At 46.9% G+C, this 15232-nt stretch carries 9 protein-coding genes; 7 read left to right on the forward strand and 2 right to left on the reverse strand.

What is annotated here, in order from left to right:
• Positions 1-320: 320 nt before the first annotated feature.
• The 6 genes from AABK39_RS22675 to AABK39_RS22700 all read left to right on the forward strand — a co-directional run bounded on the left by AABK39_RS22675 (position 321) and on the right by AABK39_RS22700 (position 6524).
• Positions 321-1349 (forward strand): LacI family DNA-binding transcriptional regulator, encoded by a 1029-nt coding sequence (locus AABK39_RS22675; protein WP_338395500.1) that lies wholly within the window; start codon positions 321-323, stop codon positions 1347-1349.
• 8 nt (positions 1350-1357) lie between these two features.
• The gene (locus AABK39_RS22680) at positions 1358-1678 is read left to right on the forward strand and encodes a cupin domain-containing protein (protein WP_338395501.1); all 321 of its coding nucleotides are present in this window, start codon (positions 1358-1360) and stop codon (positions 1676-1678) included.
• Positions 1679-2290: 612 nt separating this feature from the next.
• Entirely contained in the window at positions 2291-3211 is a 921-nt protein-coding gene (locus AABK39_RS22685) for an alpha/beta hydrolase (protein WP_338395502.1), read from the forward strand.
• 6 nt (positions 3212-3217) lie between these two features.
• Complete coding sequence (gene cls, locus AABK39_RS22690) at positions 3218-4693, forward strand: cardiolipin synthase (RefSeq protein WP_338395503.1); 1476 nt, start codon at positions 3218-3220, stop codon at positions 4691-4693.
• A 173-nt stretch (positions 4694-4866) separates the two neighbouring features.
• Positions 4867-5733: a hypothetical protein gene (locus AABK39_RS22695; protein WP_338395504.1), complete on the forward strand. Its 867-nt coding sequence runs from the start codon at positions 4867-4869 to the stop codon at positions 5731-5733.
• Positions 5734-5999: 266 nt separating this feature from the next.
• Positions 6000-6524, forward strand: a complete 525-nt coding sequence (locus tag AABK39_RS22700) for a hypothetical protein (protein ID WP_338395505.1) — start codon at positions 6000-6002, stop codon at positions 6522-6524.
• A gap of 16 nt (positions 6525-6540) precedes the next feature.
• Here AABK39_RS22700 and AABK39_RS22705 read toward each other — a convergent pair whose 3' ends face one another.
• Positions 6541-7524: a PorP/SprF family type IX secretion system membrane protein gene (locus AABK39_RS22705; RefSeq protein ID WP_338395506.1), complete on the reverse strand. Its 984-nt coding sequence runs from the start codon at positions 7522-7524 to the stop codon at positions 6541-6543.
• A 1528-nt stretch (positions 7525-9052) separates the two neighbouring features.
• On the opposite strand from AABK39_RS22705, the gene lacZ reads away from it, so the two are divergent.
• Complete coding sequence (lacZ, locus tag AABK39_RS22710) at positions 9053-12262, forward strand: beta-galactosidase, LacZ type (protein WP_338395507.1); 3210 nt, start codon at positions 9053-9055, stop codon at positions 12260-12262.
• 247 nt (positions 12263-12509) lie between these two features.
• On the opposite strand, the gene AABK39_RS22715 is transcribed toward lacZ, so the two are convergent.
• On the reverse strand, positions 12510-15134 hold the full coding sequence (locus AABK39_RS22715; protein WP_338395508.1) for a GH116 family glycosyl-hydrolase: 2625 nt from the start codon (positions 15132-15134) through the stop codon (positions 12510-12512).
• Positions 15135-15232: the final 98 nt, after the last annotated feature.

Consider the following 15232-nt stretch of genomic DNA (forward strand, 5'->3'; position numbering starts at 1 on the left):
CCGTCTTACGATAGTACTAGTTACGCGAAAAACGAATCCCGAACAATAGGACTTGTCCGTCACATCAACCGGGAAGGGTCTCGGGACGCGTCCCGGCGAAAATTTATTTTTTCTTTAGCTCTTTAGGCAAAAAGAAAAGGGTCTAAAAACGGGGTTTTAGAGAACTAGAGGGGCGTTCTCGCGTTTTTTGACTATATTTATCCCTACACGTCAGGCGCCCCTTTTAGCCAATCGGAAGTCGCTTACCGAACAGGGCACGCCGGACCCCACCGTTTGCAAAACAACTCCGCCCAAGCGGACGACAAAACACGATTAGCCCAATGAAAAGACCTGTTACCATAAAGGACATCGCCAAGATGCTCGGCATTTCCAAGTCTACGGTTTCACGGGCCATCAGAGGCAGTGAGGAAATCAATCCGGAGACAAAAAAGAGAATCATGGATTTGGTAGAGGAACTGGACTACCAGCCCAACGCCTTTGCCAGAAGCCTGCTCAAACACCGATCTAACACTATCGGTGTCGTAATTCCAGCCATCGAAAACAGTTTCTTCGCAAACCTGATCAGCGGCGTGCAGCATGTGGCCCACTCAAAAGGCTATAATGTTATGATCTGCCAAACCAACGATTCTTTCGACCGCGAAGTCAGTGATATCAGAACCCTGTGTCGCCATCAAGTGGACGGCATCATACTTTCCCTTTCGTCTGAAACCAAAAGCTTTGACCACCTGCAAAGCGTGATCGACAAGGATATCGCGTTTGTGATGGCCGACCGGACCACGCACAAGATCGAAGCGCCGAGAATATTGGTAAACGACAGGGACGGCGCCTACAACGCGACCAAACACTTAATAGAAAACGGTTACCGTAATATTATACATTTGGCCGGCCCCGAAAGCCTTGAAATAGCCAACCTAAGGGCACAGGGCTTCTCCGACGCAATGGAAGAAGCCGGAAGCACCGATATCGATTCGAAAATATTCCGTTGTCCGTTCCGCGAGGAAAAGGCCCGAGAACTCACGCTTGAACTCTTGAAAGACGGCGTGAAATTCGACGCCGTATTCGCAGCCAGCGACAAAATAGCCGTGGGCGCCATGATGGCCATCAAAGAGGCCGGGCTATACATTCCCGACGACGTGGCTTTGGTAGGCTTCACCGACTTGCCGATGGCCAAACTGCTGACACCGTCACTTACAACCATACAGCAACCCGCACAGGAAATGGGAAGAAAGGCCGCCGAGCTGTTGCTTGAAAGTATCGAGGACAAGGAAAGCCACGACTCTTCAGATTACGTAATGACTACTAGGCTTATCCAGCGGGAGTCGACAAAGAGTAAAGTGGGCAAAGCTTAATAACAACTATGCCCAATATTTTTGAGAATATACCGGACACGCTCAAAGAGGAATTTTTCGAAACCCTCGCCGAAGGAAAATCGGTGAGGGTGGAGAGAATCGTATCGGAAGGCCACGTTTCTCCCGACGGGTTTTGGTATGACCAAGAGGAACACGAATGGGTAATCCTTCTGGAAGGCGAAGCCCGGATAGATTTTGAAAAGGGCAAAACAACCCAACTACACAAAGGCGACCATGTGCTGATACCGGCCCACCGCAAACACAAGGTCAGCTACACAAGCACGAAGCCACGAGCTGTTTGGTTAGCCGTTTTTTTCAAGGCACAGTAATCTCAACTTCTCAGTTCAATCAAAAAAGTCCGCTCTTCCTCACTGGGAAAAGCGGACTTTTCATTTTGTCTGGATTGATTATCACCTTATCGATGGCGAATCATTCATCCAGTAAAACGTACTTTGGCAACTCGGTGTTTTTCTCTTATTCAAAAGAAAAACATACACCCATTCCGTTCAAACTCTCATTAATATGGGAATTGCAAACAGTATAAGCAGGAATACAATTTGTAATAATACTTTCATGTGTTAAAAAAATCTCCTGATAGACCTTCCAACATTCATTTACCTCGCTAAAAGCACAAAGCAACTTAACTCTGTGAGTGTTTAGCGTTTATAATTTACAAAAAAGCGTCAAAAAACTCACATCAAACTCACTTTAATTTTCTTCCGCACAAATTTTGAGGTTTAAATTTTTAATTAAATTATATTAGAAATATTTCATCGCAAAAAAAGCATATTTCAAACTAAAACACATTTTTATCCTTTAGCCTAGAAGACCAACTAAAGACAACCCACATGAGAATAAAACGTTAAAAGACCCGGGAGAACTTTTCGGAAAAACGCAAAATAGAGCACCCTTTTATTATCCTATATCCCAACCGAAAGCTTATGAAGCTAAAACTGTCCAGGAACTTACTTTTTATTATTGCGGGAATCATCGCTTCAGGTTTCGCCTGTTGCCATTTCGTTTTGCCCAAAATGATCATTGAGATTGACCATGGGTTTATTCCAAAAACAGAAGTTCCACAATCCAGGAAAACCGCGTTATTGGCCAGTTTGAAAAATGTACCCACAAGATTTTCCGTAACCAGTCACGATAGTTTTGAGATAAAAGGACTGATTAGCAAGGCTGATCCCGTAAGCAGAAAAGGAGCCATTATATTGGCACACGGTATCAGGGCCTACAAGGAACACTTCGCTCCCCTAGCCCGCAGAGCGAACGATAAGGGATTTGACGCTATCTTGATCGACCTAAGGGCACACGGCGAGAGCCAAGGAAGGTATTGCACATTCGGCTTTCATGAGAAAAAGGACATCAGCAGGGTAATCGACTATCTGGAAGCCAACGGCCACGCCGACAACCTCGGAATTTGGGGACAGTCACTTGGCGGAGCGGTGGCGATGCATAGCTTGGCGCACGATTCCCGCCTGCGGTTCGGCATAATCGAAAGCTCGTTTTCTGACTTTGACAAAACCGTTCATGATTATTTCAAAAGATTTTCGGGCGTTAATGTTCCGTTCTTCGCCGATTTCTTAATAAAACGGGCCGGTGATATAGGAGAATTTGACACCCAAAACGTCCATCCGCACCTAGCGGCCCGAAGCGTAAGCCAGCCAGTCCTGATATCGCATGGCACTGCCGACGGGCGCATTGACATAAAATACGGCAGGAAGAATTTTCAAAATCTGAAAAGTAAGAAAAAGAGATTCGTTGAGGTGGAAGGCGCTAATCATGTGAACGTTTGGCAGACAGGTGGCGAACGATACTGGGCCGAAGTCTTCGGCTTTATTGAGTCATCACTAAAATGACGGGCTATGCTGTTCGACTTTATCCCCGCCGAATCTGTAAACTGGATTTTCAAGGCCCTGATCTTGGCTTACAACCTTTTGGTGCTGATTACGGTCATTTCCGTTCTTCTGGAAAACCGTCCGCCACTTAAGACTATCAGCTGGATTGTGGTGCTCGTTTTTGTCCCTGTAGCGGGTTTGTTTTTTTATTTTATACTGGGCGAGGGTATTCACAAACACATCAAATTCAGAAAGAAAAAGCGAAATGACGCCGAACGCCTCCGGGAGTACCGCCGGCAACAGATGGAAATGATGGCCGGCAATCCGAAAAAGGATATCAAAGCCATAAAGACCAAGGCCGACCTAATCGAACTTTCGCTGAACCTAGAGAACTCCTTATTATTCCAGAAGAATAAAATCAATGTCCTTTATAACGGACACGAGACTTATGTGGAGCTGATTAACGCCCTGAAGAAAGCCCAGAATCATATCCATTTCGAATATTATATTTTCGAAGAAGGCGACGTGGCTAATGAGATAAGAAAGATCTTGTGCCAGAAAGCCGAATCGGGCGTAAAAGTCCGCTTTATCTACGACGGTGTGGGAAGTTTTTGGCTGAGTTCCGCTTTTGTCAACTCCCTGCGGGAATCGGGGGTCGAGGCCTTACCTTTTCAGCCCGTTAGGTTTCCGAAACCATTGCGTGATATCAATTACAGGAATCACCGGAAAATCGTGGTTATCGACGGGAATATCGGGTTTATCGGCGGAATCAATATTTCGGACAAATACCTGTTGCCCGACGATAAACTGGGTTTTTGGCGCGACACTCACCTAAAAATAGAAGGCGCCGCGGTACACGGCCTCCAAAACGTATTTGTAGGTGACTGGACTTTCCTCAAAAAAGATTTCGTCCCGAATATCAGTAGCCTTTTTCCTCCAAACCAAGTGGAAAGCGAATGTTTTACGCAGATTATCTCCAGTGGGCCGGACACGTATTTCCACACGCTCAAAGACGTTTTCTTCGCGGCCTTCGCCCGGGCGAAAAAAAATATCCATATCTGCACCCCGTACTTTATGCCGGACGACAGCATTCTTACGGCTTTAAAAATCGCCTCACTTAGCGGTGTCGAGGTCAAGGTGATTCTGCCCAAACGTTCGGACGCAAAACTAGTCGGCGCTTGTACCCGCTCCTATATCCGCGAACTTCTCGACCACGGAATCCAAGTATACCTCTATCGTCCGGGGTTTATACACTGTAAAGTGATCCTGATCGACGGCCTGATTTCTTCTGTCGGTACAGCCAATATGGACTACCGAAGTTTTTCGGAGAATATGGAAGTCAACGCCATTGTCTATGACAGGGAAGTCTACGGAAAGCTTGAAGCCCAATTCGGCCAGGATATTCAGGATTCTGATCTCGTAGTAGCCCAAGAATGGAAACAGCGGGGAAAACTGAAAAAAGCCGCCGAATCCGTCGCTCGCCTATTCGCTCCATTGTTTTAGCTTTTGGGTATTTGGTCTGAGGTATTAGGTATTGACTACTGGGTACTTCAGCGTTGCAGATACCTAAGACCAAATACCTGATGCCTCATACCTAAAGCCAAATACCGACTTCTATTCCCAAACCTGCAAGCCGAATTCATGTTATAGGGATATTGCAAATCAAAACTCTAAAGATGAAAGCGCTAAGCAGATTTTCGATTTTGATACTATTGGCAGGGGTATTTGGCGCCTGCGGTAGCGACGAAGCCCAAAACAAACTCAATGACGAGCTACAAATGATCGTGACTTCCTCTGAGGGAAATCACAGTGTTTGGCAACCGCTGCATGTAGATATGACCTTCGCCAACGCCGATAGACTCAGCACGGTTTCGCTGGTCCGCGAAGACAAAGTGACCGACAGCCATCTGGTCACAAACCTTACCGAAGGGATGTTTTCTTTCACCTACACCCCCGTCGCCGCGGACGCCGGCAAAACGGTGAAGTTTAAAGTCTCCGCCAGCCTGGACAATAATGTACAGGCCGAGAAGGAGTTTCAGGTGACATTCTCGAAATTCCCGACAGCGAACCAAATGTTTAAGGGACAAGCCACGCTTCAGGGAAACAACGTGAATTATCAGATCTCGCACAATTCCCTCAATGCGAACGCATCTACCGCCAACACGGATATTATCAAGAAAAGGGAAACGCTTTACGGCACCTATCTTACCAACGCCATCTCAAACATTGACTTCTATATAGTATACCCGATTAACGGAAGCAACTGGAGCCTTGAGGACGGATCGACAGCTGAAGGCCTATACAAAATATTCAATACGGAACTTCCTGGCCAGAAAAAATACACGGACCAAGACATCTTGTTCCCCGCGACTTTCCTTTTGCCAATCGTGAGCGGATTCCCGACTACTCCAAACTCGGTCATCGCTTTCAAAACCAAATCGGGAAGGTACGGCGTGCTGCAAGCCAAAGTCAACAACGCTGAAGATTATACTATAAGTGTCGAAATGAATGCGTTCACCATCAATGCGGAGACTAATTTCTAGTCCTTTGTATCAAGTATTTAGTCAGTGGTATTAGGAATTGTATCGGTACAATTCCTAATACCACAGGTTAATCCCGGCTACTTAAAACCAAATTCCCACGCTCGTTTTGATTCCTTTGCGTTATGCCGTAAATTTATAGTGGTTGGTGTCATGATTTTTTGACTTGGCTTGGCCACTGTTGGATTAGAGGAATTTAAAAGGATCGATCGATGAGCCGTCATTTCCATCTCGTTTTTGCCCTAGTTTTTTTATTTCCCTTTTTGGGGATGAAACCCGTAAAACCCAAAAAACCTTTTGTTATCGTAAGCGGAAAAGTTGATATCGAAGTTTTTTCAATCAAAAAAAGGAAGAAGATCCGGTCTTTCTATTCGGATGTGGAGACTCCCGTTTGTATGGAGGATATCTGTGAACTGGCCAAACTCCGGCTATTTTGGGATGAAAACGGTAACTATTGCGGATTCAAAACACCTAAAAAACACGGCCTGACGAAAATAGACCACCGCCCGTTCTCGGAGTCGGACTATAAAGCTCTTGACGCTTTTTTAAGAAAGGATAATCCGCCGTTTGAAAATATGGAGCCCGTACAATTAGTTGACGGGATTACCGGCGCCACAGTTCCCGAGCTGAAGTCCCATTGTGTTCCGGGTGCCGTGTTCACCACTTATACGCTTTGGCAAATAGCCCATAGCCAGGTTCCCAAAGCCCTTCGTGAAAAACTGAACATCGAAAAAAAACCGGCCGGAAAAAACTCCGAAGCCGGTCTCAAACAATCAACAAAACCCATTCATTAACAGAACTCCGGTCAAATCACCAGAAATATCTTCCTTTGTCTCCTGACAGAAACTGATAACCTATCACGACCTCGTGACTGCCTTTTCCGTCGGAACTCATTTCGGGAGTCGGGAGGTCGTAAGAATACGAGAAGCGGATCTTTTTGCTAACCGTAAGGCCAAAAAGGGCCGTTACGGCATCACGGTCTTTGTATGCGACTCCAAAGTCCAAAACATTTTTATAATCTGCCCTGGCGGCAAGTAAATAAGCGTTTTTAGAATGCGCTAATATTTTATAGTGCGCACTGCCCAACAATGACCAATCCGCACTGAAAATCCACCTGTATCCGGCGTTAAACCCGTGACCTGTATATCCTACCAAAGCGTCCGCCTCATCCGACACTGTAGGGCTCCCCAAGCGCTGGCTAAAAGTGTATCCGAAATAGAAATTCTTACGGAAAACAGCCACACCGACTTGCAAATCATAGCTTGTGGATTCCCCTCCATCATTTAGTAAATCCTGATAAGTCGGGTCATCTCTTCTGCGCGGGCGAAGATTGTCCAAGTCCAGATTCCAATTATCGATATAAAACGAGGCTCCGCCAGATACTGTCCAAGAACGGGCAAGAGGCACGTAGTATGAATACGAAGCTCCGCCCACCACATGCCGGTAATCGCTGACAGACCTTTTGTAAACAAAGGCCCCGACACCGTGCCTCGACTGTGGCGATTCTTCCGCCTCGTACTGGGCATGGCGGTTCTCCCCGATTCCTTCCCTATATCTGGACAACGGGAAGGTTCCGTTTCCGCCCACAAAGAAGCTTTCCGGAGAGCCGTCAAAATCCGTTATTGTCTTACGATATCCGACATCCACAGTCCAGACACTGTCCACCCCTGAAAAGGCCGGGTTCAGAATCTGTGGGTTCTGGTAGAATTGGCTGAAGTAATACGCTTTCCTTTGCCCAAACACGTCCCCAGCCAGCAACGCCAGAAAACTTACTGCCAAAAGTATTTTCTTCATCGGTTCAAAATTATTTTTTCGTCTTATCTCGACACGATGTCGTTCCTCCGCTATCCCTTACAAAATCTGAACATATCTCATCGAATCCTTTGTCAAAAAACCGTTATGTCTTACAGATCACAAAGGGTATAGTGTTCATATCATTGTGACATTCAGACATTTGACCAATATTACACTGCGAGACATAATTAAAAAGTCTAATTTTAATCAAATCAAACACGATAAAACTCATTCCTGCCACCTATTTCCCCGTATTTATACCCAAAAAATCAACATCATTATCCGTTTACAATTCTTATAAACCGTTTTAAAACATTTAAAGAACTCTATTTCACTATTCCAAACAACCAAACCCCTCTATTTCAGAGGTTTTATTACATCTCACTATCAAAATAACTTCTACTTATGAGCGCACAACACATTCATGGCAGTCCTTTGATTTGCCTTGAAAGGGATTTTATGATGCTTTGAAAACCAATCGATCGGGCTTCGTTTTACGCTCAAAGTCAAAAAACATGGGGAAAGGCGAAATACGAAAACGTACACGACCGAATGAATATCACTTTAACAAGACGAAAAGAAGGTCAAACGAAAAAACGAAGCACTCAACCAGCAGGAAAACCATCCCAATTCACCAAAAAAACAACATCACGGAAAACAAGCGCTCCAAAAGCCAATTCCCATCAAAAAATGGCCTTTACTACCCCTACAAGGCCGATAATCCATATTCCAAGCACGGATTAGCCACGGATCATGATGCTTAACGCCATAGATAAGGATACTTTGATGATACTTTTCGGCCCTTAAAAATATCAAAATTCAGGACATAAACTCTTCAAAAAGCCAATATAAGGCACATGAGCAAATTAATGTCTCCACCAGTACATCAACTGGATCAAATTTATAAATAAACAAAGAGTGCATATACACCTGAACAAAATTATTCTAATTTTATTCCTCATATTTCTTCGATCAAAATATTGCATCCAATGCATTCCAAAAAACTAATCTCAGTCCTTTATTTTTCTTCCATAACCGCAATACTTTTGGATGGAAGAAAAATTTGTAGCCGTATTTGAGAGATTTTCTGCTTCGTTTTTTATCTCTAAACTGAGCGATAGCGATCTCATGAACACCATTGAAAATAAACAACGCATGTGAGTAAAAATGAAGACCGGAGCTTGCTAAGTGCAAAATGTCAGTGGTTTCGGGATTACCAATTTTTAATGCTGACACTTAAGTCGGGGCGCATATCAGATTCAAGGCAACTCACTCTTTTAGGATCAAAACTGCCCTCCAATTTACCTTGAGAGGGGTTTTATGATACTGTGAAAATTAAGCGCCTTGTTTATGTTACGCATCCAAATAACTTCTATTCCGGTAACGAAGCCGGAGCTTTCCGCCCCATCGTATTACCACTCCCACCCTCCGATGAGACGAATTACCCCCGTCGGCTTCCGTTGTGGCTTCCGTAATTTTATAACCACGAATTCAGGACATTTTTTACCTAATATAAAAACGCGAACAGATGAAAGCTTTCACGCTGAACGGACAAAGGCTTTTGGCCTTGTTCTTCCTCTTTTCGACAATCGGAGCCAACGCCTTGGCGCAAGAACGCCCCGATTGGGAAAACCCGAAAGTATTTAGGGTTAACAAGGAAGAGCCTAGGGCTACTTTCTACGTTTATGACAACGCAGAAGAGGCCATTAAGAACGATTACAAGAATTCACCTTACTACAAGTCGCTGAACGGCACTTGGAAGTTCAATTTTGTAAAAAACCCGGACAACAGACCGGCCGACTTTTTCAAAACCGACTTTGACGTAAGCGGTTGGGGAGACATCACCGTACCGGCCAACTGGGAACTTGAAGGACACGGAACGGCCATTTACGTCAACACGACTTACCCGTTTTGGCAAATCGCCAAAGAGTCGCCAAAGCCTCCGGTTATTCCCGGCGACCTGAATCCTGTAGGATCTTACCGCCGCGATTTCGAAATTCCGGAAAACTGGGACGGACGCCAGCTTTTCCTGCATTTCGGCGCAGTGAAATCGGCGTTTTATGTTTGGGTAAACGGCAAGAAAGTCGGCTATAGCCAAGACAGTAAGACACCAGCCGAATTCGACATTACGAAGTACGCCCGCACAGGGAAGAACACCGTGGCCGTTGAGGTTTACCGTTGGTCAGACGGCAGCTACCTTGAGGCGCAGGACTTCTGGCGTGTGAGCGGTATCGAGCGTGACGTTTACGTGACCGCCACTCCAAAAACTTATATTAAGGACTTTGAGGCCAAAGCCCGCCTTGACGAGGATTACAACCACGGAATGCTTGCAGTGGAAGTGATGATCGGCAACCGCGGAGAGAAAGACGCCAAAAAATACACTTTGGAATATGACGTTTTGGATAACGGAAAATCTATCCTTAACGAAACCCGCTCCATTACCGCCAAGGCCGGCGGAGTAGCGACGATTAACTTTTCGAACAAAAAAGTACACAACGCCCGCCATTGGACGGCCGAAACTCCTAACCTTTACACCTTTGTCCTTAAGCTTAAGAACAAAAAGGGACAGGTTATCGAGGCCACTTCTTCAAGAATCGGTTTCCGTACTGCCGAAATCAAAGGCGGACAGTTTTTGGTCAACGGCAAAGCCGTGCTGATCAAAGGTGTAGATTTGCACGAACACCACCCGCAAAAAGGCCACGTGATGGACGACGAGACCCGTATTCTCGACATCATCACGATGAAGCGCAACAACATCAACGCCGTACGTACAAGCCACTATCCGCAGGATCCGCGTTGGTACGAGCTCTGTGACCAATACGGCCTCTACGTTGTTGACGAAGCCAATATCGAATCGCACGGCATGGGTTATAACCGCGCCAAAGGCCGTACTTTGGCCAACAACCCGGATTGGCTGGAAGCGCATATGGACCGTACCATCAATATGTTCGAGCGTGACAAGAACCACGCTTGCGTAGTCACTTGGTCGTTGGGTAACGAAGCCGGAAATGGATATAACTTCTACAACACTTACCTGTGGATGAAACAGAATTCGGACATTCCGGTACAGTACGAGCGCGCCGGCACCGAATTCAACACGGACATCTTCTGCCCGATGTACATGGGTATCAAGAACATGGTCGACTATGCCAAAAAGTACAGCGACCGCCCGTTGATCCAGTGCGAGTACGCTCACGCGATGGGCAACTCGGTCGGTAACTTCCAGGATTACTGGGACGCTATCGAGGCTTACCCGAACCTCCAGGGCGGATTCATCTGGGACTGGGTAGACCAAGGCATCGAGTCTAAAAACGACAAGGGCGAGAAATTCTGGGCATACGGTGGCGATTATGGCGAGAATATGCCTTCGGACGTTAACTTCTGCCTCAACGGTGTTGTAAACCCCGACCGTTCGGCCCACCCTTCTCTTTACGAGGTTAAGAAAGTATACCAATACATCAAGTTCCGTCCGGTTGATCTGCGCAAAGGCATGATCGAGGTACGCAACATGTACGACTTTATTTCCCTTGACAACTTCACGGTGAATTGGGAATTGAAAGGTAATGGAAAAACAATCCAGAAAGGATCTTTCCCGATCAACGGTATCGCCGCTCAGGCCCGTAAGAATGTAAAAGTTCCTTTTAAAGGATTTAAGCCAGAGGCTGGAACGGAGTATTTCATGACTTTCCGCGCCTTCACCAAGACCGGCGACGAAATCATCCCGGCCAGATATGAGCTCGCTTCAGAGCAAATGGCTCTGCCTGTTTACAAAGCGCCGGCTTACGAAGCCCCAGCTCTCGACAAACTGGCGATAGACCAAGACAAAGAGATCGTAACAGTTGCCAACGAGAATTTCAGCGTAACTTTCGACAAGTCGAACGGACAGCTTGTTTCTTACAAGTCGAACGGCAAGGAAATGATCAAGCAAGGTTCTCGTCCGAACTTCTGGAGAGCGCCAATTGACAACGACTTCGGCAACAAAATGCCTAAGCGTACGGCCGTTTGGAAAGAGGCTGGAACTAACCAGCCTGTGAAATCGGTAGTTGTGAAAAAAGACGGCAAAGAGAAAGTTCGCGTGACTATCGTTCACGAATTGCCTAGCGTTTCGGCTACTTTCACTTCTGAATACACCGTACACGGCGACGGCGTAATCGGCGCCCAACATAACCTCAGCAAGCCGGAAGCCGAGAAGCTTCCTGAAATTCCGCGTGTAGGTATGCGTTTGCAGATGCCGAAGAACTTCGACAACCTGAGCTACTACGGTCGCGGACCTTGGGAAAACTACATTGACCGCTACACTTCCGCTTTCGTAGACCGCTACGACAACAAGGTGGCTGACATGTACTTCCCTTATATCCGTCCGCAGGATAACGGCTACCACACCGACGCCCGTTGGTTCGCTCTCCGCGACGCGCAAGGTGACGGCCTCTTGTTCGGCGCTCAGGACAAGCTTTGTTTCAGCACCTTGCACAACGAGATCGAGGATTTCGATCCGGGACAGAGCAAAGCTCAGCGTCACCATACTGACATCAAGCCTAAGAACCTTGTGGAAGTATGCGTAGACTACAAAATGATGGGTGTAGGCGGCGACAACAGCTGGGGCGCGCATCCACACGCTCAGTACAAGATTTTCCCTGACAAAGGTTACAGCTACGGATACGTAATCGTTCCGTTGAGCAAAAGCACTGATCCGTTCAAGGCTTCTCAGGCCAAGCAGCGTTTCGGTTCGACTCAATAAGCTTATTGGTCTTAGGTATTTGGTATCATGTATTAGGTACTTTATCCTAAGGCCTATCAAGGAAATTATTTTTACTTATCCTTAGGGATTTAGAATTACCAGATACAACGAGAGCCACCCAAAACAGGTGGCTCTCTTTTTTTGTAATCCAGGGTTTCCTGCGCCCGGCTTGCGCCAAGGCTTTATCGCTCAATAGAAATATGGGATTCTCCTAATACAATCGGAAGTTCCCGGACTACAGTTTTCTTTATTTCAATACTACTGTCTCACCTTCGGCGATCGCTTTTTTGCCACGAACCTTTACCGTATTAATTTCTTTGTGATCAGTACCGATAAACGTCAACGTCTTAAGGGGCAAGCTACCGGCGTTCACTTTAAGAGTCGCTCCGAATTTGTCGCCTTTTTTCTTCACGTCCACTGTTCCGTACGAGTAGCCGTTTGACCAATAATAAGTCCCCTCTTCGGCACGGATAGTCATGCGCTTGATATTTCCCTGATATTGGAAACGGGTAAACGCGATAAGCGGACTCCACGACGACATCGCGCGGGCGTAACGGTGCCCGAATTCGCCTTCGTTAAACGGGTTACGGTTTGTACCGTTGTAACGGTCACGTACCGAAGCCACCACTTTCTCTCCGTTTGATTCCATGTCTTCGAAGATCATTCCCGCGGCGGTATGGTATTCCAAACCAGTCCAAGGCTCCGAGAAATAAGGGAACGGACGGGCTTCGCGCTTTCCTTCAGGGTAGTAAGCGTTCATCAAACCGGCCTCGTCGCGCGTGATGTACGAACGGAATGTACTCAAGTGCTGGTCCCAGTTGGTGCGGTAGTTATATTTCATCACCGACTCCAACGACTTCTTCACGTTCTCGGGCTTAAGCAAGTAACCGAGTCCGCTCATATGCGCCATTTGCTGGCCTACCATCTGGTGAACCAAAACGGCCTCGCCCACTTGGAAATTCATTGGCTTAGGCAAAAGTTGGATATAATATTCGCCATTAAACATATTGGCGTCCATCCAAGCGCTGCCCGTTTCGAAAAGCTGACGGCATTCTTTGGCGAAAGCTTTGTCTTTCATCACTTTGGCCATCTCTTCGCCTGCGCGCAGAGCTCCCAAGTACCAAGTTCCCATCTCTGGGTTTGGCCCGATGTAGCTTACGTCCATAGTGTTATGGTGCTTTCCTTCAATAACACCGTTCTTGTCGGCGTCCCATTTACTGGCCTGCCAAACGTACTGCAATGAGCGCTTCACGTAAGGGTAGAGTTCCTTAAGCTTTTCTGTATCGCCGGAAAGTTGCCATTCGCGATACATACGGATAATGGTTCCCAACTGTCCGTCGGCCGCGGCGCCTACGGTTTGTCTCTCAGTCTTGAGCGGAAGTCTTACACGGTGGGCCATCTTACCGGTTTTCAGATCGGTGCAATACCCGAATTCCACTTCGCGCATAGACATGGCAACATCGCCGAAAGTATAAGGAATTGTGGATTCGTAGTTCCAAACGTGAGTACATGTACCCGGGCCCCATCCGCCGCGGATTCCTTTAGGGTTGAGGGCCGTACCCAACACGCTGCCTTGTCCTTCCCATCCGTACGAGTAACCGTCGCCGTCTCTGAAGAGCGTCTGGCAACGCATATTCGCCAAGTTTGACATGGCGGCTTCTTTAATCGATTGGGGAACGTCTTGGCTAACAAAATCATTAACAAAGTTTTCTGTTCCTTCCTTCAGGTCGTCGTAACGAGAAGATACCTGCTTGGCCACATCCCAAGCGTCGGCGAAGTTTCTGGCGTAGTAGTTATCGAAGGCCGCTTTTTCCCAACCCGGCATGCTTTCCCAGCTGATTCTTTTCGGGAAATGCCAAGAGAGCATAAACGGAACGGTTTTGGTCTCGCCTGGTTTCAAAATAACCTTAACGGCCAAAGAGGCGGGAACCGAGCGGTCTTTAACTTCCCCCTGGAATTCGTTAAGCATATTGTATTCTGTGTATTCCTTGGCCTTTTTGCCTTTGTGCTGTTTCAGGAGGCCGTCGTCCTTAAGATCATCCCAGAAATTGATCACAGATCCGTTCCAGATCAAATCAGGATGCCAACTTGTACGGTAGCTAACCTGTCCGTCATAAGTAGTGGTCAACGCCATAGAACCCCAACGGCTATCCAGAGTATCGGCCGAATTGGTGGACATAAAGATGCCTTTTACCCCGTCATTGTTGCGGTAAATGTTGTAGTTCTGCTTGATCTTGTTTTTAAAACCGTCAAAACCCACATAGTTCGGAACGGTTCCGCAGAGGGTAACCTCAACCGGTGAATTCCCCGGATTGCTTACCGTATATTCCAGCATGGCCACAGGCAAGCTACTGTCGTCCGTTTTGCCGGGAATAAGCGGGTTGAAAGCCTTCATCGAAACGTTTACAGGAACAGTTTCGTCAATCAGGTCCACTTTGGCAATCGGATATGCGGTTTGCATTTCGCTACCGTGGAAACGAGGGAAGGTACTGTTCAACTCATCGCATCCCCAGTCGCCTTCGAGCTTGCTTTTCGGGATAGCGCCTTCCAGCATACGGGCGTCGATTTTTCCATCCGCGGTCTTTGTGCGGATTGCGAAAAACGGAGCTACGCGAGTGGCCGCGTAGTGCTCGTTGAAAAACGGGAGAAAGCCGATGGCTCCCTGGTTCATGATTTCCCAATCGACCAGTTTGCCGCGGAAATCGACGGAAACCGTACCCGTACCGATACCTCCCACCGGCATCGCGACGTGGTCGTGGGAACTGCCTTTATAAAATTGCAGATACTTGACCTTGTCTTTTTCTCCGGCGCAATACGAGACCACGGGAACCAGCATTCCCAAGATCAGCGCCACAATACTTTGCTTTTTCATCTTAAAAGAATTTTCATCTATCGGGACGGCGAAAAATAATAAGGCTACGAAACGGAGCGTTCCGCATCCTTTAGACCAGACTTTCTCATCCGCCCACC

Source organism: Fulvitalea axinellae (genome assembly GCF_036492835.1).
GTDB lineage: Bacteria > Bacteroidota > Bacteroidia > Cytophagales > Cyclobacteriaceae > Fulvitalea > Fulvitalea axinellae.

Excerpts from the sequence above, each read along its gene's own strand:
- AABK39_RS22675 (WP_338395500.1), top strand. The coding sequence starts at position 321 with ATGAAAAGACCTGTTACCATAAAGGACATCGCCAAGATGCTCGGCATT.
- AABK39_RS22680 (WP_338395501.1), top strand. The coding sequence starts at position 1,358 with ATGCCCAATATTTTTGAGAATATACCGGACACGCTCAAAGAGGAATTT.
- AABK39_RS22685 (WP_338395502.1), top strand. The coding sequence starts at position 2,291 with ATGAAGCTAAAACTGTCCAGGAACTTACTTTTTATTATTGCGGGAATC.
- cls (WP_338395503.1), top strand. The coding sequence starts at position 3,218 with ATGCTGTTCGACTTTATCCCCGCCGAATCTGTAAACTGGATTTTCAAG.
- AABK39_RS22695 (WP_338395504.1), top strand. The coding sequence starts at position 4,867 with ATGAAAGCGCTAAGCAGATTTTCGATTTTGATACTATTGGCAGGGGTA.
- AABK39_RS22700 (WP_338395505.1), top strand. The coding sequence starts at position 6,000 with ATGAAACCCGTAAAACCCAAAAAACCTTTTGTTATCGTAAGCGGAAAA.
- AABK39_RS22705 (WP_338395506.1), bottom strand. The coding sequence starts at position 7,524 with ATGAAGAAAATACTTTTGGCAGTAAGTTTTCTGGCGTTGCTGGCTGGG.
- lacZ (WP_338395507.1), top strand. The coding sequence starts at position 9,053 with ATGAAAGCTTTCACGCTGAACGGACAAAGGCTTTTGGCCTTGTTCTTC.
- AABK39_RS22715 (WP_338395508.1), bottom strand. The coding sequence starts at position 15,134 with ATGAAAAAGCAAAGTATTGTGGCGCTGATCTTGGGAATGCTGGTTCCC.